Annotated in this window: 16 protein-coding genes; 11 read left to right on the forward strand and 5 right to left on the reverse strand. The window is 67.6% G+C overall.

What is annotated here, in order from left to right; all coding sequences use genetic code 11:
• Genes ADBZ6K_RS17610 through ADBZ6K_RS17620 form a run of 3 tightly spaced genes read left to right on the forward strand, consistent with a single transcriptional unit; the run spans window position 1 to window position 3,186 of the window.
• Window positions 1–936, forward strand: a complete 936-nt coding sequence (locus tag ADBZ6K_RS17610; protein ID WP_526348966.1) for a 5-dehydro-4-deoxyglucarate dehydratase — start codon at window positions 1–3, stop codon at window positions 934–936.
• Window positions 936–2,204 (forward strand): glucarate dehydratase family protein, encoded by a 1,269-nt coding sequence (locus tag ADBZ6K_RS17615; protein WP_526348968.1) that lies wholly within the window; start codon window positions 936–938, stop codon window positions 2,202–2,204. Before ADBZ6K_RS17610 ends, ADBZ6K_RS17615 begins: the two co-directional genes overlap by 1 nt.
• A gap of 55 nt (window positions 2,205–2,259) precedes the next feature.
• Window positions 2,260–3,186 carry a LysR substrate-binding domain-containing protein gene (locus ADBZ6K_RS17620; RefSeq protein WP_526348970.1) on the forward strand — a complete coding sequence of 309 codons (927 nt, stop codon included), beginning with the start codon at window positions 2,260–2,262 and terminating at the stop codon, window positions 3,184–3,186.
• A 272-nt stretch (window positions 3,187–3,458) separates the two neighbouring features.
• Here the strand turns inward: ADBZ6K_RS17620 and ADBZ6K_RS17625 are convergent, their stop codons facing one another.
• Window positions 3,459–4,430, reverse strand: coding sequence for a 2-hydroxyacid dehydrogenase (locus ADBZ6K_RS17625; RefSeq protein WP_526348972.1), 972 nt, complete (start codon window positions 4,428–4,430; stop codon window positions 3,459–3,461).
• Between the two features lie 340 nt (window positions 4,431–4,770).
• On the opposite strand from ADBZ6K_RS17625, the gene ADBZ6K_RS17630 reads away from it, so the two are divergent.
• Genes ADBZ6K_RS17630 through ADBZ6K_RS17665 form a run of 8 tightly spaced genes read left to right on the forward strand, consistent with a single transcriptional unit; the run spans window position 4,771 to window position 12,161 of the window.
• Window positions 4,771–6,324, forward strand: a complete 1,554-nt coding sequence (locus ADBZ6K_RS17630) for an ABC transporter substrate-binding protein (RefSeq protein ID WP_526349093.1) — start codon at window positions 4,771–4,773, stop codon at window positions 6,322–6,324.
• Window positions 6,325–6,355: 31 nt separating this feature from the next.
• Window positions 6,356–7,282 carry an ABC transporter permease gene (locus ADBZ6K_RS17635; protein ID WP_526348974.1) on the forward strand — a complete coding sequence of 309 codons (927 nt, stop codon included), beginning with the start codon at window positions 6,356–6,358 and terminating at the stop codon, window positions 7,280–7,282.
• 13 nt (window positions 7,283–7,295) lie between these two features.
• Window positions 7,296–8,288: an ABC transporter permease gene (locus ADBZ6K_RS17640; protein ID WP_526348976.1), complete on the forward strand. Its 993-nt coding sequence runs from the start codon at window positions 7,296–7,298 to the stop codon at window positions 8,286–8,288.
• On the forward strand, window positions 8,285–9,319 hold the full coding sequence (locus ADBZ6K_RS17645) for an ABC transporter ATP-binding protein (RefSeq protein ID WP_526348978.1): 1,035 nt from the start codon (window positions 8,285–8,287) through the stop codon (window positions 9,317–9,319). Before ADBZ6K_RS17640 ends, ADBZ6K_RS17645 begins: the two co-directional genes overlap by 4 nt.
• Window positions 9,312–10,325: an ABC transporter ATP-binding protein gene (locus ADBZ6K_RS17650; protein ID WP_526348980.1), complete on the forward strand. Its 1,014-nt coding sequence runs from the start codon at window positions 9,312–9,314 to the stop codon at window positions 10,323–10,325. Before ADBZ6K_RS17645 ends, ADBZ6K_RS17650 begins: the two co-directional genes overlap by 8 nt.
• On the forward strand, window positions 10,322–11,038 hold the full coding sequence (locus ADBZ6K_RS17655; protein ID WP_526348982.1) for a TSUP family transporter: 717 nt from the start codon (window positions 10,322–10,324) through the stop codon (window positions 11,036–11,038). Before ADBZ6K_RS17650 ends, ADBZ6K_RS17655 begins: the two co-directional genes overlap by 4 nt.
• The gene (locus tag ADBZ6K_RS17660; protein WP_526348984.1) at window positions 11,035–11,187 is read left to right on the forward strand and encodes a hypothetical protein; all 153 of its coding nucleotides are present in this window, start codon (window positions 11,035–11,037) and stop codon (window positions 11,185–11,187) included. The genes ADBZ6K_RS17655 and ADBZ6K_RS17660 overlap by 4 nt, the downstream gene beginning before the upstream one ends.
• Window positions 11,184–12,161, forward strand: coding sequence for a 2-hydroxyacid dehydrogenase (locus tag ADBZ6K_RS17665; RefSeq protein WP_526348986.1), 978 nt, complete (start codon window positions 11,184–11,186; stop codon window positions 12,159–12,161). Before ADBZ6K_RS17660 ends, ADBZ6K_RS17665 begins: the two co-directional genes overlap by 4 nt.
• A 3-nt stretch (window positions 12,162–12,164) precedes the next feature.
• Here the strand turns inward: ADBZ6K_RS17665 and ADBZ6K_RS17670 are convergent, their stop codons facing one another.
• The 4 genes from ADBZ6K_RS17670 to ADBZ6K_RS17685 form a co-directional block, all read right to left on the reverse strand.
• Window positions 12,165–12,461: a YbdD/YjiX family protein gene (locus ADBZ6K_RS17670; RefSeq protein ID WP_526348988.1), complete on the reverse strand. Its 297-nt coding sequence runs from the start codon at window positions 12,459–12,461 to the stop codon at window positions 12,165–12,167.
• The gene (locus ADBZ6K_RS17675; protein WP_526348990.1) at window positions 12,407–14,701 is read right to left on the reverse strand and encodes a carbon starvation CstA family protein; all 2,295 of its coding nucleotides are present in this window, start codon (window positions 14,699–14,701) and stop codon (window positions 12,407–12,409) included. Before ADBZ6K_RS17675 ends, ADBZ6K_RS17670 begins: the two co-directional genes overlap by 55 nt.
• 311 nt (window positions 14,702–15,012) lie before the next feature.
• Window positions 15,013–16,560, reverse strand: coding sequence for an ATP-dependent DNA ligase (locus tag ADBZ6K_RS17680; protein WP_526348992.1), 1,548 nt, complete (start codon window positions 16,558–16,560; stop codon window positions 15,013–15,015).
• 144 nt (window positions 16,561–16,704) lie between these two features.
• On the reverse strand, window positions 16,705–18,249 hold the full coding sequence (locus ADBZ6K_RS17685) for a molybdopterin-dependent oxidoreductase (protein WP_526348994.1): 1,545 nt from the start codon (window positions 18,247–18,249) through the stop codon (window positions 16,705–16,707).
• Window positions 18,250–18,354: the final 105 nt, after the last annotated feature.

Below are 18,354 nucleotides of genomic sequence, written 5' to 3' on the forward strand. Positions count from 1 at the left end.
ATGCTTGACGGCGTTCTGTTCTTCCCGGTAACCCCGTTCACCGCGGCCGGCGAGGTCGACCTCGACCTCCTCGCCGCCCACATCGCCAAGGGGGTGGACGCCGGCCCCGGTGGCGTCTTCGTCGCCTGCGGCACCGGCGAGTTCCACGCCCTGGAACCCGGCGAGTTCACCCGGGTCGTGCGCAGGGCCGTCGAAGCGGTGGCGGGCCGGGTACCCGTGTACGCGGGCGCAGGCGGCGCGGTGGCGCAGGCGAAGATCTTCGCCAAGGGGGCCGAGGATGCCGGCGCCGACGGGTTGCTGCTCCTTCCGCCATACCTCGTCGGCATGCCGCAGGACGGCCTGATCGCTTACACCCGCGCCGTTGCCGAGGCCACCACCCTGCCGGTGATCGTGTACAACCGGGCCAATGCCCGCTTCACGGAGGCCTCCGCCGTCGCCGTGGCCCGGATCCCGAACGTGGTGGGCTTCAAGGACGGCACCGGCGACGTGGACCAGGTCGCCCGGATCGTGCGCGCCGTGACCGATGAGCTTGCCGCCGAGGGCAAGCCCTTCCAGTTCTTCAACGGTCTGCCGACCGCAGAGGTCTCCCAGCAGGCCTACCGTGCGATCGGCGTCCCGCTGTACTCGTCGGCGACCTTCGCGTTTGCCCCCGAACTGGCACTGGCGTTCTACAACGCGCTCGAGCGTGAGGACGACGCGGTGGTCGCCGCGCTGCTGCGGGAATTCTTCCACCCGCTGGTGCGATTGCGCGACACCGTCCCCGGTTACGCGGTGGCGCTCATCAAGGCGGGCGTGACGTTGGAAGGCATCGACGCGGGCCCGGTGCGGCCCCCGCTGGTGATGCCTTCGGAGCGGGATCTGGCCCAGCTCGCCGCGATCATCAAGGCCGGCCGCGCCGTCGTCGCCAACGAGTTGGCAGTGGAGGCGGTGCACTGATGACCGGGCGAATCCGGATCGCCGGCGCCCGCATCACCCCGGTCGCCTTCGTCGACCCGCCGCTGCTGAACACCGTCGGTGTCCATCAGCCGTTCGCACTGCGCGCCATCATCCAGCTCGACACCGACGCGGGGCTGGTGGGTCTGGGGGAGACCTACGCCGACGACGTGCACCTCGAGCGACTACGCGCCGCCGCGGAGGCTATCACGGGGCTGGATGTGTTCGCGCTCAACGAGATTCGTGCCGCCATCCTCCAGCGACTTGGCGGTGACACGACCGGTGACGGATCGGGGCTGGCGGGCATGATCACCTCGGCCAGCGTCGTCGACCGGGTGTTCTCCCCGTTCGAGGTGGCCTGCCTGGATGTCCAGGGACACGCCACCGGCCGGCCGGTGTCCGATCTGCTCGGCGGCAAGGTCCGCGACGCCGTGCCGTTCAGCGCCTACCTCTTCTACAAGTGGGCCGAGCATCCCGGCGGGCAACCCGACTCCTGGGGCGAGGCGCTGGACCCAACGGGAATCGTCGCGCAGGCGCAGCGGATGATCTCCGAATACGGTTTCACCGCAATCAAACTCAAGGGCGGTGTGTTCCCTCCCGAGGAGGAGATGGCCGCGATCGAGGCGCTGCGCGCAGCGTTCCCCGATCATCCGCTCCGACTGGACCCGAACGCCGCGTGGACCCCGCAGACCTCGATCAAGGTGGCGTCGGGACTGGCCGGTGTCCTCGAGTACCTCGAAGACCCGACCCCCGACATCGACGGGATGGCCGAGGTCGCCCAGCAGGCGCCCATGCCGCTGGCCACCAACATGTGCGTGGTGGCGTTCGACCACCTCGCACCCGCCATCGCCGCGCAGGCGGTGCGGGTGGTGTTGTCCGACCACCATTACTGGGGAGGGCTGCAGCGTTCTCGCCTGCTCGCGGGGATCTGCGACACCTTCGGTCTGGGCCTGTCGATGCATTCAAATTCGCATCTGGGCATCAGCCTGGCCGCGATGGTCCACCTGGCCTCGGCTACCCCGAATCTCACCTACGCCTGCGACACACATTGGCCGTGGAAGACTGAGGAGATCGTCAAGCCGGGTGTCCTCGAGATCCACGGCGGCTCGGTGGCAGTGCCGACCACACCGGGACTGGGTGTCGAAATCGACGACGACGCGCTGTCGGAGTTGCATGAGCAGTACCTGCGTTGCGGGATCCGTGACCGCGACGACACCGGGTATATGCAGAGCATCAATCCCGACTTCGAGGCTCTCAGCCCCCGCTGGTAGCTAGACTCATGCCTCATGGGCACCACAGGTGCCCGGCGATGCAAGGAGTGCATCGGTGTTCTCGCTCTCACGGTTGTCATGCTTCATCGCGGTGGCCGAAGAGCTGCACTTCGGTCGCGCGGCCGAGCGTCTTCACATGACGCAGCCGCCGCTGTCGCGCCAGATCCAGCAGCTGGAGACCGAACTCGGTGTGCAGCTCATCGACCGCACGACCCGCATGGTCACCCTCACCCCGGCCGGTGTGGCGTTTCTGCCCGACGCCCGTCGCATCCTGCAGCTTGCGGAGGGCGCGGCGCTGACGGTGAAACGGGTGCCCGCCGGGGAGATGGGGACCGTCGCGGTCGGATTCACCGCGGCCTCCGCGCATGCCGTGCTGCCCAGGTTGCTCGATCGTGCCCGTGAACAGCTGCCCGACGTGAGGCTCGAACTGCGCGAGATGGTGACGGCGGCACAGATCGAACGGTTGATGACCGGTGAGCTGGACCTGGGCATGGCGCGTCCCCCGCTGAAGCGACCGGGCCTGGTGTCCAGGCCGCTACTGCACGAGCAGTTGGTCGCCGCGCTGCCCGTGGCGCACCCGCTGACCGAGCTGGGCCGCCAGCTGACGCTGACCGACCTGGACGACCAGGACATCGTGATGTATTCGCGGGTGGAGGCCCGCTATTTCTACGAACTGCTGATCAGCACGTTCACCATCGCGGGCGCAACCCCGCGCTACGTCCAGTACGTGACACAGGTGCACACCATGCTCGTGCTGGTGCGGTCGGGGATGGGGATCGCCCTGGTACCCGCCTCGGCGGCGACGCTGCATCCCGAGGGCGTGGTGTTCCGCACGATCGGCGCCTTCCGGGAGCGGCCCGTCGAGCTCGATGCCGTGTGGCGCCCCGACAGCACCAATCCCGCGTTGCTGCGGCTACTTCGCGACGTACTGCCCACTCGCGAGTGGACCACCGACGACCTGGTGGAAGAGGTCGTCGGGTAACCGGCATCGGTTCGCCGGTTCCGAATTTCCACGGCTCCGACGGGATTACGCTGCAGGGATACAGATTGAATCGTTCTAGGGAGTCGACATGCCCCGCCGTGACCGTCCCGAGCGAGACCATGACCACGACGTGTACATCGCACAGCCACCGCCGCGGCCGCGGCCGCAGGCCAAAGTCGCGTGCGGATGCCATTGCGGAGGCTGCAACGCCGGTGGCCATTGTCACAACATGGGTAGCGGCTGCAACGTGAGGTGAAACCGCGGCCGACCCGCTATCCCGAGGCCGGTATCGGCATCGGGATAGCGGTGACCAGCTCGCCGGAGGCCAGGAAGGCGTCCAGGTTGCTCAGCGTGAGGGCCTCCATCGCCGCCCGTGTCTGCACCGTTCCGCTGGCCACATGGGGCAGCAGCACGACGTTGTCCAGGCTGAGCAGCGCCTCGGGCACATTGGGCTCGTCGACGAACACGTCCAGGCCCGCCCCGGCGAGCCTGCCGCCGGCCAATGCGTCGACGAGGGCCGCCTCGTCCACCACGCTGCCGCGGGCGACGTTGATGAGGTAACCGTCCGGGCCCAGCGCGGCGATCACGTCGGAGTCGATGAGGTGCCGGGTGCCGCTGCCCCCAGCGGCGGCGACAACGAGAACGTCTACAGCCCTGGCCAATTCGGCGGGTGAGGCGACGTAGGTGAACGGCGAGCCCGCCACGGGCCTGCGGTTGTGATACCAGATCGGGCACCCGAACGCCGTCAGGCGGCTGGCGATCGCGCCGCCGATGCGGCCAAGGCCGAGGATGCCAACTCGGCAGCCGGAGACCTGGCGGGTCAGTGGATAGTTGCCCGCCGTCGGCCACTGCCCCGCCCGCACGTAGCGGTCGGACGCCGAGAACTGGCGCAGCGTATCGATCATCAGCCCGACGGCGGTATCGGCCACACAGTCCGTCAGGACGTCGGGGGTGTTGCTCACGGCGATACCGCGGGCCGCTGCCGCATCGATGTCGGTGGTGTCGTAGCCGACGCCGAAGTGCACGATCGCCGCGAGCCGGGGCAGCGCGGCCATCAACGCCGCGTCGACACCGGTGCGGCCGGACGTGACCGCGACGGTGACCGCCGTGCCGTGCTCGGAAAGGAAGGCGTCCCGCTCCGGCTGGTCGGTCGGCAGCAGGAGTGCGTCATACGTGCCGGCCAGTGTGTCGGTCAGCGACTGCTTGAGCGGGCCGACCTGGAGGACACGGGAAATGGCGGTCATACACGCACGGTAAGTGTGATCGGAGGTACCTGTCCAACACGGAAATAGCATCGGTTCATGCTCAATGCGAATCAGTAGGGAAATCCGGATCTGGATTCCCCGGCGCTGGTCGCCGTTCTCGCGGAAAGTCCCAGTTCAGGACGATGCGAACGATTCTCGTGCGCGCCTTCGGCTTCGGGCGCCTCGCCCGAAATGGGCCTTCTGTGGCCATTTTTCGAGTTGACGGCTGATTTTGACCGCTCGTACCGTGTGTCTGCGATCACAAACTGCATCTACATATGTGGACGTCACACAGATCTTCTGTCCTGGAGGAATCATCATGAGCCACCTACCGCCGCCGATGTTCCGGGTGCTGGCCGTGGCCCTGTCCGCCGTGTGCGTATCCGCCACGGGCTGCACCGTCGCCAATTCCGGCCACGGCGGCTACGACCCCGACACGCTGCGGATCGTCTTGTCGCAGGAACCGCCCACCCTCGAACCGTGCGAGAGCTCGCTGACCTCGACCGGAATCGTGGTGCGGTCCAACATCACCGAGCCGCTGGTCGAGCGTGACCCCAACACCGGCGATCTGCTGCCCCTGCTGTCGACCGGTTGGCGTCAGACCTCGCCCACCGAGTGGACGTTCGACATCCGCGACGGCGTCACCTTCTCCGACGGCGCCCCGTTCACCGCGGCGGATGCGGCGTTCTCCGTCGACAGGGCGGTCAACTCCGACCTGCAGTGCAACGTCGACGGTTATGTGTTCGGCGACGAGAAGCTGGCCATCGCCACCCCCGACGACCGCACCCTTGTCGTCGGCACGACCAATCCGGATCCCATTCTGCCGCTGCGAATCTCATTCGTCGAAATCGTGCCGCGCAGCACCAGTTCCACCGAGAAGGTGCGCGAGCCCATCGGCACCGGCCCCTACGCCATCGCCGACTGGGAGTACGGCCAGAAGCTGCTGCTGCAGCGCAACGACACCTACTGGGGTCCAGCCCCCGCATTCGCCCGCGCCGAGTATCAGTGGCGAAGCGAGGGCAGCGTGCGAGCCGCGATGATCACCAACGACGAGACCGACATCGCGATCTCGCTGGGGCCCGAAGACGGTGCGGGCGATCTCGGGGTGCCGTTCCAGAACAACGAGACCACGGCACTACGCCTGCAGGCGACCGAACCGCCGCTGGACGATATGCGGGTCCGTCAGGCCATCAACTACGCGGTGAACCGGCCCGGCATCGTCAAGGCGCTGTTCCGGGGGCTGGGAGAACCTGCGGCGCAACTGATCCCGTCCGGGGTGGTTGGTTATTACGCCGAGTTGCCGTTGTGGCCCTATGACCCCGACCGCGCCAGGCAGTTGATCGACGACGCCAGGGCCGACGGGGTCCCGGTGGACGCGCAGATCAGGCTGATCGGCCGCACCGCGCAGTTTCCGAAGATCAGCGAAACCATCGAGGTCATCCAGAGTGAACTCGCCGATATCGGCCTGAACGTCAAGATCGAGATGATGGACACCGCTGCCCAGTTGCAGTACCAGCTGCGACCGTTCCCGCAGAACCCCGGTCCCTACCTGCTGATGATCCAGCACGGCAATCAGGCCGGTGACGCCGCATTCTCGATGGATCAGTACATGCTCAGCGACGGTCCCCAGAATGCCTATGGCACGCCCGAATTCGACCGCAAGATCAGAGCGGCCGAGGCGCTGACCGGACAACCCCGCCAGGATGCGTTCGCCAAGCTGTTCGCCGCGGAACCGCAGGAGATCATGCAGATGGTCTACCTCGCCCACATGAAAGGCATTCTCGGCAAGTCGTCCAGGGTGAGCTACGAACCCAACTCGGCGACCGGTGACGAGATGCGGCTGGCCGAGATGACGCCGGCCGGCGACAGCGCAGCCCCGACCGACCACTCCTGACCACCAGCCTGTTCAGAGGAGACCGACCGTCATGTTCTCATTCGTCCGGCGCCGGATGTACACCAGCGCAGTGCCGTTGATCATCGTGCTGCTCGGCGTGTTCTTCCTCGCCCGGCTCACCGGCGACCCCACCAACCTGTATCTGCCCGAATCGGCGACCGAGGCCCAGCGTGCGGAGTTCGCCAGGGCCAACGGTCTCGACCAGCCGCTGTTCTCCCAGCTGGTCGATTATTTCAAGGGCGTCGTGCATCTGGACTTCGGCACATCGCTGCGCACGGGTGAGTCGGCCGCCGAGATGGCGTTGCGCGCCTTCCCGGCCACGCTCCAATTGGCATTCACCACAATGCTTCTGGCGATCATCGGGGCGGTTGTCATCGGCTGCTGGGCGGCCTACCGGCCGAACTCGCTGGCCGACCGATTCTCCAGCCTGCTGTCGATGACCGCGGCCAGCATTCCGGACTTCTGGTTCGCGATCACCGGCGTCTGGCTGTTCTCGGTGCTGCTGGGCATCCTGCCGACCTCTGGCGTCGACGGTGCGCTGTCCTGGATACTGCCCATCGCCACACTGATGATCCGCCCACTGGGAGTCCTGACCCAGGTGGTCAGGGGTGCCATGGTTTCCGCGCTGTCGGCGCCCTACGTCCGGCTGGCACGGAGCAAGGGGGCCGGCGACGTCCGCGTCGTCACCCACCACGCGCTGCGCAACGCAGCCGCCCCGGCCCTCACCGTCGCAGGCGACCTGGCCGTCGGATTGATCAACGGCGCCGTCGTGGTCGAGGCCATCTTCGGCTGGCCCGGCATCGGCAAACTGATGATCGACGCCATCCTGCAGCGCGATTTCGCGGTACTGCAGGCTGCGGTTCTGCTCACCGCGGTGTCGATCTTCGTGCTCAACATCTTCATCGACGCCTGCTACGCGCTGCTCGACGCGCGGGTGCGGGAACCGGCACGAGTCTGACAGGAGCGAAGCAATGAGCACGCAAATCGATCTGGTCCCGGCCAAGCCGACGACCGCCGTCGTGGGCGCGGCCGAGACCGCCACCGCCAGACGGCGCGACCGCGCCGTGTGGTTCCGCCTCCTGGTCAACGACCGGGTGGCAGCGGTGGCGGCCGCGATCCTCGGGCTGGTATTCCTCACCGCCCTCGTCGGTCCGATGCTGGTGGGCAACCTCGCCACCCACATCGACCTCAACAATTCCAATCAGCCCCCGTTCACCCTCGCCCACGGCTGGGTCAACGTGCTCGGCACCGATCCGCTCGGCCGCAGCATGCTTGCCCGGTTGATCGTCGCCAGCGCCACGACGCTGTCGGTCGCCATCCCCGCGGTGGTGATCAGCGCGGTCGTCGGATCCCTGATCGGGATGTGGGCCGGCTATTACCGCGGCTGGCGCGAGACGCTGGCGATGCGCGTCGCCGACGTGATCATGAGCTTCCCTTCGCTGCTGTTGGCGGTGGTGGTGCTCTATGTGTTCTCCCCGAGTGCGGCCAATATCGTTGCGGTGCTTGCAATCACGCGTATCCCGGTCTACTTGCGCACCGCCCGCGCCGAATCGGCGGAGCTGTCCACCCGGGTGTTCGTCGACGCCGCGCGCACTTTCGGTGCCAGCTCGACGTCGATCATCATGCGCCATGTCGTCCCAGTGGTTCTTCCGACCCTGCTCACCGTCGCCACGCTGGACTTCTGCTACGTCATGCTGGCGGAGAGCTCGCTGAGTTTTCTCGGCATCGGCATCCAGCCGCCGGACATCAGCTGGGGTCTGATGGTGTCCCAGGGCCGTACCTACCTGAACACGGCGTGGTGGCTGTCGTTCTTCCCGGGACTCGCCATCGTCATCACCACGGTCTCGGCCACCATCCTGGCGGCCTGGGCCCGGATCGCCACCGATCCCGCGCAGCGATGGCGGCTGACCATCCCGCAAAAGCGCCTGTCCCGTTTCACCAAGACCATGAAGGCCCTCCGATGACTGTTCTCGCCGATCACACGCCCGCAAGCGACCCGACGGACGTCAACGTCGCCTGCGATCCCGCGCTTCGGGTCGACGGCCTGACCGTCGACATCCGCACCATCAAAGGCACCGTGCGTGCCGTCAACGGGGTGTCGTTCGAGGCGCACCGCGGTGAAACTCTGGCCCTGCTCGGCGAATCCGGGTGCGGCAAGTCCATGACCGCAACAGCGCTGGTCGGGTTGCTCGAACCGATCGCGCACATCTCCGGCGGCTCGGCGGTGCTGGCCGACACCGACCTCGTCGCCGCCGGCCGCAAGAAGCGGAGGGAGTTGGCGGGAACGGAACTGGCCATCGTGTTCCAGGATGCGCTGACCGCCCTCAACCCGCTCTACACCGTGGGCACCCAGCTCGCCGAACCGTTCCGGATCCACCAGGGCATGAAGGCGAGTAAGGCCAAACGCAAGGCGGTGGAACTCATGGCCCGCGTGGGGATCCCGCAGCCCGAGAGCCGCATGAACTCCTACCCGCACCAGTTCTCCGGCGGTATGCGGCAGCGGCTCCTGATCGCGATGGCGGTTGCGCTCAACCCCAGTGTGCTGATCGCCGACGAACCCACGACGGCACTGGACGTGACGGTGCAGGCGCAGATCATGGCGCTGCTGCGCGACCTGCGGGCGGAGTACGACATGGCGGTCGTTCTGATCACCCACGACCTCGCGCTGGTCGCCGAGGAGGCCGACCGGGTCGCGATCATGTACGCCGGCAACATCGTCGAAACGGGCACGGTGGCCGAGGTTTTCGCCAACCCCAAGCATCCGTACACGAAGGGACTGCTGAACTCGGTGCCCGTCGACGTGGTGCGCGGTGAGGAACTCAAGTCGATCGGCGGGGCCCCGCCCGACCTGCACTCGATTCCGTCCGGCTGTGTCTACCAGGCACGTTGCCCGCTCGCCGGGGAGCTGTGCGTCAGCACCCGGCCCGAATTGCGTGAGACCGGACCCGGCCGCAAGTCCGCCTGCCACTTCCCCGAGGAGGTCGTCAATGTCTGAGAAGCTGCTCGAAGTCCGGGATCTGACCAAATCATTCCGGGTACCCGGGGCCCCCAAGGGCGGACTCCGCGCCCTCGACGGCATCAACCTGGAACTCGGCCGGGGCGAGACGCTGGGACTGGTGGGGGAGTCCGGTTGTGGGAAGTCCACCCTGGCAAGGACGTTGATGATGCTCGAGCGCCCCGACTCCGGCACGGTGACATTCGACGGGATCGATCCGTTCACCCTGGCGGGTAAGGATCTGCTGACGTTCCGCCGGCGAGTGCAGATGGTCTTCCAGGATCCCTACGCGTCGCTGAACGCCCGGATGACGGCGGGCGACATCATCTCCGAACCGTGGCGCACCCACAAAGGGCTGTACAAGACGCGTCAGGACCGCGCGATGCGGGTCCGGGGCCTGCTCGATCTCGTCGGGCTGCGGGCCGGTGACGCCGACAAGTATCCGCAGGAGTTCTCCGGTGGGCAGCGGCAGCGGATCGGCATCGCCCGCGCACTGGCGCTCGACCCCGACGTGATCATCTGCGACGAACCGGTCTCCGCGCTCGACCTCTCGGTGCAGGCGCAGGTGCTCAACCTGCTCAACGAGCTGCAGCAGCAACTCGGCATCTCCTACGTCTTCATCTCGCACGATTTGTCGGTGGTCCGCCACGTCGCCGACCGGGTGTCGGTGATGTACCTGGGCCGGATCATCGAATCCGGCACGACCGAAGCCGTTTTCGATCATCCAGACCATCCGTACACGGCGGCATTGATGTCGGCTGCGCCCAAACTGGATGCCGCACACCGCAAGGAGAAGATCCTGCTCTCCGGTGAGATCCCGTCACCGCTGAATCCGCCGTCGGGCTGCCGGTTCCGGACCAGATGTTGGAGGGCCACCGAGCAGTGCGCGACCACGAGGCCGCCGCTGGTGCTCGACCCCAACGCACCGGGGCACCGCGCCGAATGTCACCACCCAATGCACCTGGACCCGTCTCCCAAGCACGCTGAGATCAGCGTGCCGACGTGAGCACCGCCGGGTTTGCGGTGGTGACGGGGGCGATCATGCTCGCATCGTGTCTGCAGGCCTCGATCGGTTTCGGCATCGGGATGCTGGCGGCGCCCGTCGTCGCGATCGTCGACCCCACCCTGATCCCGGGAACCCTCATCATGGTGGCGATGCTGGTCACGCTGATGGTCGCCGTGACGGAGCGCGATGCCATCGACCTCAAGGGAACGGGATGGGCGCTCGTCGGCCGCATACCCGGCACCGTGGCCGGAGCGCTCCTGCTCGCCGTCCTACCCGAACGAGGGTTGACACTCATGCTGGCGGGCGTCGTGCTCGTCGGTGTGGTGCTCAGCGTCGCGGGTTGGGTGCCAGAGCCGCGACGGCGCAATGTCGTTCTGGCCGGCGCCACTTCGGGTCTGCTGGGGACCGCCACGTCGATCGGTGGCCCACCGATGGCGCTGGTGTGGCAGGGCAACAGCGGTGCCCGGCTGCGCGGCACGATGAGCGGCTTCTTCCTCGTCGGGTCCGTGATGTCGGTGCTGGCACTCGCACTGACGGGCGCCGTTGACGGCAAAACCCTGATGACCTTTGCGGTCCTGATCCCGGCGTCGGTGGCAGGCTACGTGATGTCACGTTTCGTCAATCGCCATCTCGACCGCGGCCGCCTGCGCGTGGTGGCGGTGGCGGTGTCGGCGATCGGTGCCGCTGTGCTGATTCTTCGGGAGGTGCTGTGATCGAGGGGTATAGGCAGGGGTACGACGATCGGGATGGCGGGGGCGGCTCGAATGGCGCGATCCACGAGGTCAGCGTCCGCAAAGCGACGTCCCCGGTGCGCACCGTGGAGCTGCTCGAGTTCCTCGCCGACCGTGGGCAGGGACGATGAAAATCGTGGTCGGGGATCCCAACCTGATGCCGCACCGCAGCCGATTCGAGTCGGCGCTGCCACCGGAGGCGACCGTGCGCTGGTTGATCGGCGCCGACCCCCACACCCTGCTGGACGAACTGCGTGACACCGATGTGTACGTCGGCGGGCGATTCACCGCGGCGATGGCCGGTGCGGCCGAGAAGCTTCGGCTGGTGCACGTGGCGGGAGCCGGAACCGACAAGGTGGATTTCGCCGCCCTGTCCGCCGATGTCCTGGTAGCCAACACCTTTCACCATGAGCAGTCCATCGCCGAGTACGTCGTTGCCGCGGCGGTGATGCTGCGAAGGGGCTTTCTTGGGCAGGATCGCGCGCTGCGCCGCGACATCTGGGCGACCTCGGTCTACGACGCGGCGATCCCGCAGCCGGGCACCCTGCGAGGCGCGCGAGTGGGATTCGTCGGTTTCGGGCACATCGGCCAGTGCACGTGGAATCTCTTCCGCGCCTTCGGATCCACCGGCGCCGCGGTCACCGGTTCCGGCCGGGTGGACGGCGCCGAACACGGGCTCGCATGGGCGGGGGACACCACGCGGCTCGGAGCGCTGATGCGCGAGTCCGACGTCGTCGTGGTGTCCGCACCCCTCACGGCGGCCACCAGGGGGATGATCGGCGCCGAACAGCTCCACCAACTGGGCGCGGAGGGCGTGCTGATCAACGTCGGCCGGGGTCCACTGGTCCAGGAGAAGGCGCTCTACGATGCGCTGCTTGAGGGCGACATCGGCGGTGCCGCCGTCGACGTCTGGTACTCCTACCCGGGGCCCGACGGCCGTGGCGCACCGAGCGCGCTGCCGTTCGCAGAACTGAGCCGGGCGCTGATCACCCCGCATTCCTCGGGCGTCACCCGTGACACCTTCCTCGGCCGCGTCGACGACATCGTCGCCAACATCGGACGGCTCGCCGGCGGCGCGCCGCTGGCCAATGTCGTCACCCGCTGAGCGTCAGCAGCAGCGCGGGTTCGGGTTGGATTCCGTCGCCGCGTGGCGCATCCGCCAGTACTCGCCCTCGGAGAGCACCGGCTCGCCGGGGTGGGTGTGCCCACGCAGTGCGACGTAGCGGCGGTAGTGGTTGTCACCCATCAGTGACCCCCAGTACCAGGTGACTGTGTCCCAGCAGGAACGCAGTGCCTCCCGGGACAAACTCAGTGTCTTCCGCGACAGACTCAGCGTCCCCCGGTGCGAACCTAGTGGCCCCCGGATCGAACCGGTCTGGCGTGTGACTGCGGCAGTGCGTCCCATTGCTTCTCCACCTCCTTCTCGGCTTTGGTCGGTAACAGACCGGACGGCGCGAAGATCCGCGACGGCGCGGGTTCGTCCTCGGACAGGGTGGCGCCGCCGGCACTGATGGCCCGCAATGCCATCACCACACCGGCGGTAAACACGATGAGGACGATGGCCGCGAACACGATCGACAGCGTGCCCTGCACGAACGTGTTGAAGATGACCGCGTCGATCTGGTCGGGGTTCTTGGCCGCGCCGAACGCCGTCTCACCGGCTTCCTTGGCCGCGACGTACTGCTGATGCTGGCTCCAGTAGCCGAGCTTCGGGTTCGCGGAGAAGATCTTCTGCCACGACGCCGTCATGGTGACGGTCAGATCCCACAGCAGCGGAATGCCCGGTATCCACGCCCATTTCAGCAGTCCCCGCTTGATCACGACCACGGTGACGACGGTCAGCGCGATCGCGGCAAGCAGCTGGTTGGCGATACCGAACAGCGGGAACAGTGTGTTGATGCCGCCCTGAGGTGCCGTCACACCGATCAGCAGGAAGTACCCCCACGCCGCGACCACGACGACGCTGCAGATCCACGCGCCCACCCGCCAGCTCGGATTCCGCAGCTTGTGGAACGGGCCACCGAGATTGCCGAGCGCGTCGGAGAGCATGAAGCGCGCCACCCGGGTGCCCGCATCGACGGTGGTCAGAATGAACAGCGCCTCGAACATGATCGCGAAGTGGTACCAGAACGCTTTCAGACCTTCGCCGCCGAAGACCGTATGCAGCACCTCGGACATACCGAACGCGAGCGTCGGAGCGCCACCGGTCTTCGACACGATCGAATGTTCGCCGACACCGTCTGCCGCAGCCTGGATTTCGTCAGCGGTGATGGGCGGTCCGGACAGTCCGAGGCCGTTGACGAAGTCCGCTGCGGTCTGCGGATCGCCGCCTGTCGATGCTGCCGGTGCGTTCATCACGAAGTACAGGTGCTGGTTGAGGATGGCCGCGGTGATCAGCGCCATGATGGCGACGAACGATTCCGTGAGCATGCCGCCGTAGCCGATCAGCCGCATCTGGCTTTCCTTCTCCAGCAGCTTCGGCGTCGTCCCCGACGAGATCAGCGAGTGGAAACCCGACAGGGCGCCGCACGCGATGGTGATGAACAGGAACGGGAACAGCGACCCGGCGAAGACCGGCCCGGTACCGCTGGTGGCGAACGTCGAGACCGCGGGCGCCTGCATCAGCGGTTGGGCGATGAGGATGCCGAGTGCCAGTAACACGATGGTGCCGACCTTCATGAACGTCGACAGATAATCGCGCGGGGCCAGCAGCAACCAGACCGGCAGAACCGAGGCGGCCAGGCCGTAGATGATGATGCACCACGACAGCGTCACCTTGGACAGCGTGAACCAGTTGGCGCCCCACTCGGTTCCGGCGACCCAACCGCCGCCGGCGACCGCGGCAAGCAGCAGGACGACGCCGATCAGCGAGACCTCGGAGACCCGGCCGGGCCGCAGGAAACGCAGGTACAGGCCCATGAAGATCGCGATCGGAATGGTCATCGCGATGGAGAACACGCCCCACGGGCTCTCGGCCAGCGCGTTGACCACGACCAACGCGAGCACCGCCAGCAGGATCATCATGATGACGAGGACGCCGATGATCGCGGCGGCGCCGCCGATGGTGCCGAGTTCGTCCTTGGCCATCTGGCCCAGCGACCGGCCGCGTCGTCGCACCGAGATCGACAACACCAGATAGTCCTGCACACAGCCCGCCACCAGGGCGCCGACGATGATCCAGATGGTTCCCGGCAGATACCCCATCTGGGTCGCCAGCACCGGCCCGACCAGCGGACCCGCACCCGCGATGGCGGCGAAATGGTGACCGAAGAGCACCCTCCGGTCGGTGGGCATGTAGTCGGTGGCGTTTTCGAAGATCTCGGCCGGGGTGGCGTGCTCGTCGCGCGGTTTGACGATCTTCATCTCGATCAGGCGCGCGTAGAACCGGTACCCGATGACATAGGTGCAGACCGCGGCGAGGACGAACCACACCGCGTTGACGGTCTCTCCGCGGAAGAACGCGATGATGGCCCACGCGATCGCGCCGACCACGGCGATGATCCCGAAGATCACCTTGTGTTTGGTGGTGATCGGCGACCTGTCGATGATCGCGACCGGCGGCAGATCCCTGTCGGTGCGGATGTAGGTGATGTCCCCGTCGTGCTGTTCCATGTAATCGGACGGTGCGGCGGTGGGTGAAGCCACGTTGCCCCCTCGATGTGTCGCCTGCGCTATCTGCCGATCCTCGCATCGGCGACGGTCGCGGCAGGGCGAAACGGAAGGATCCCGGGTACGCGTCTACAAGCCCGCCAGCTGCGACAGAGTCATCTTGGCGGTCATCTTGGCGGTCATTTTGGCGATCGTGAAGTAGACGATCAAGCCTGTGCCGTCGACGACGGTCAGGGTCTCGGGCACATGTTGGGCCGCGGCCGGGCGTCCGCGTTGACGGCCGGCGAGCACGGTGTTCGGGCGTTTCAGCGCAGGTGGGCACTGCCGTGCGCCAGTTCGGGCGTGTGCTAGTTGTTGCGATCGTAGATGTCTCGGACCGCGTCGATGGTGTCGGCTTCGGCCGGGCCCTTGTCGTCCCGATATCGCAGAACGCGGGCGAACCGCAGCGCCATACCGCCCGGGTATCGAGATGAGAACTGCACGCCGTCGAAGGCGATCTCCACCACCTGCTCGGGGCGGACGCGCACCACATAGTCGGCGATGCCGTCGACCGCCAGCTCGGTGAAGCGCTGCGTCTGCCAGTCGAGGATGGTGTCGGTCATACCCTTGAATGTCTTGCCCAGCATGACGAAGCTGCCGGTTTCGGGATCTCGCGCGCCGAGGTGGATGTTGGACAGTTTGCCGGTGCGCCTGCCCGACCCCCATTCGACGGCCAGCACCACGAGGTCGAGGGTGTGGATCGGCTTGATCTTCAGCCAGCCCGCGCCGCGGCGGCCGGCTTCGTAAGGCGCGGTGAGCGATTTCGCCATCACGCCCTCGTGCCCGGCCGCGAGCGTGTCGTCTAGGAACTGTTGGGCCGCGTGCCCATCGGCGGTCACAATCCTGTCGACGCGAAACTGCGGTCCGGTAATGGACGCCAACGCCGCGGCTCGTTGGGCTCCCGGTGCATCCATGAGATCGACACCATCGAGGTGGAGCACGTCGAAGTAGAACACCGACAGCGGCTGAGCGCTCCGAGCGGCCGCAATGTCGGCCGTCCGGCCGAACCGGGATGCGGTGACCTGAAATCGATGTGGTCGCCCGTCGGGTCGCAGTGCGATGGCCTCACCGTCGGCGATGAGATCCGTGACCGGCAGCGCCAGTGTCGCCTCCACGACTTCGGGGAGGCGCGTGGTGACGTCGTCAAGGCTGCGCGTGTACACCGCGACGTCGTCTCCGCGGCGGTGGATCTGGACTCTGGCACCGTCCAGCTTCGCTTCGAAAATGGCGCTGCCACCGAGTCGTTCGAGGGCTTCGGAGACGCTGCCGGCGGTTTGGGCCAGCATCGGTCCGACCGGACGGCCGACGTTGAGGCTGAACTGCGCCAGCGCGGCGGAGCCTCCGGCCAGCGCGGCGCTCGCGACGGACGGGAGGTCGCCCGCGAGCATCGCTGCCCGGCGCACATCGGCTGCGGGGATGGCTGCCGCCTTCGCGACCGCGTCGGCCATCACCCCGGCGAGCGCGCCCTGGCGCAGCTCGCCGCCCAGCAGGCGTCGCAGGAACGTCTGTTCGGCAGCGGTCGCCGCGCCGAACACACCGGCGATCAGCTCGGTGCGGCGCGCCTGCGAGCCCTTGCCCGCGACGGCGCGGATCTGCGAGAACGCCGCGTCGACGGCAGCCACCGTCAGTTGCGGTTCCGCGGCGGGCGGCGGCAGTGACCGCAACCCGGCCCACCCCACGCCGATCTGGCGCTGCGGCAACTCCCCGGACAGCCACGACACCACGATCGGCACCAGACGAGCCTCGCCGCGTTCGGCCGTACGGACCAGCAGATCGGCGATTCGCGCGATCTTGGCTCCCCGTGCCGACGATGCGCCGACGTCAGCGGACGCGTTGGCGACGTCGACGAGCAGCATGGGTCCAGGGTGGCACGCCGGTCGGACATCTCGCGGCGGCCAGGTGGCTGATTCCGCGACCGTCGAGTGTGCGCCTTCGTACGCGCGAGCGCGGCGTGTCGCGTACCGGCACGCACGCTCACGGCAAGAGTTGGGGGTGGCGGGCTACTTGACCGCGAAAGTCACGTTGTGCCAGCCCGTCGCACCGTCCGGGACGGGGTCGGCCTGCTCGGAGGTCTGCACGGCGCCGGTGTCATCGGTCGCTCGCACGGTGATGGTGTGCAACCCGGTCTCGGCCGCCTCCCACCGGAAGCTCCACAGCCGCCAGGTGTCGTTGGAGTAGGCGGCCCCGAGGTCGGCGGGCTGCCACCGTCCCTCCTGGCCGTCGGGGGTGTCGATGCGGACCTCGACCGACCGCACGCCGCGATTCTGCGCCCAGGCGACGCCACCGAACGTGACCGGCCCGCGGGGCACGTCCTGGCCGCTTCGCGGCACGTCGATGCGGGACTGCGTCTTGATCGGGCCGCGCGGCGACCAACCCAGCCGGGTCCAGTACGCCTCGGCGCGGTCGAACCGGGTCAGCTCGAGGTCGACGACCCACTTGGTCGCCGACACGTAGCCGTAGAGCCCCGGCACCACCAGCCTGGCGGGGTAGCCGTGCTCGGTGGGCAACGGGACGCCGTTCATGCCGATAGCCAGCATCGCGCCGCGGTCGTCGGTGAGCGCCTCGACGGGCGTTCCCGCGGTGAATCCGTCGATCGACGTGGACAGCACCATATCCGCGTCGGGGTGTACTCCGGCCATGGCCAGCAGGTCTCGCGTCAGGTAGCCGGTCCACGCCGCGTTCGAGATCAGGTCTCCGCCAATGGGGTTGGACACGCACGTCAGCGTCACCACCCGCTCCACGGCCCCGAGGCGATCGAGATCGTCGAACCGGAGCAGTACTTCCTTGTCGACCATGCCGTGGATCCGCAGCTGCCACTCCTCCCGGGCCAACTGCGGCACCGTCAGGGCGGTGTCGATCCGGTAGAAATCGGCGTTGGGGGTGATAAAGGACGGCAGTGCAACGCCATTCGGCTGGACAGCCGGCGGAACCGCCGGGGCGGCGACGCCCGGACGGGGCAGCACGAAGGCTTCCCTATCGGCCGACACCGACGAGGCCAGCCGGGACAACACGACGCCGCCGACCCCGCTGAGGGCGCCCACCCCCAGCAACCCCAACGCCAGCAGGGAGTGTCGTCGCCCGGGATCGGGGGTGTCCGATCGGTCCGCTACGTCGGTGAAGCGGCCCGACACCAGCAGGCGCAGCACCGCGATCCCGCTCAGGGTGCCCACCACCGTCGGGATGATGTCGATCGCCGTCGCGCCGGCACGGGACAACACCGCGGCGCACCCCGCGATGCCCGCGAGCGCGATGGCGATGCTGCCGACCGGGAGCGTGCGGGTCTCCCTGGCGCCGGTGACGGCGGCGATCACCGTGATGACCGCCAGGACGGCGACCGTCAGCATGATCTTGTCGGCGGTGCCGAAAAGCTGGATCGCCCACTCCTTGACGGGCCCGGGGGTCAGGTCGATGACCGCCGACCCGATCGCGGTGCGGGCGTCGGCCTGTGGTCCGAACGGGACGGCGAGCAGTTGGGTGACGCCGAGGGCGACGGCGGCCGCGGCGACGCCGTGCAGCGCGCGGGGAGCCGACGTCTGTTCGGTCATGCCGCCAAGGTACTCACCGTTCGGCGCGGAATCTCTTACCGAATTGTTTCGTCGTAGAGTGGGGCGGCGCCAATCGATGCCGCACCGGAAATCAGCGAAAACGCG

Source organism: Mycobacterium sp., from assembly GCF_044223235.1.
In the GTDB taxonomy this organism is placed as follows: domain Bacteria; phylum Actinomycetota; class Actinomycetes; order Mycobacteriales; family Mycobacteriaceae; genus Mycobacterium.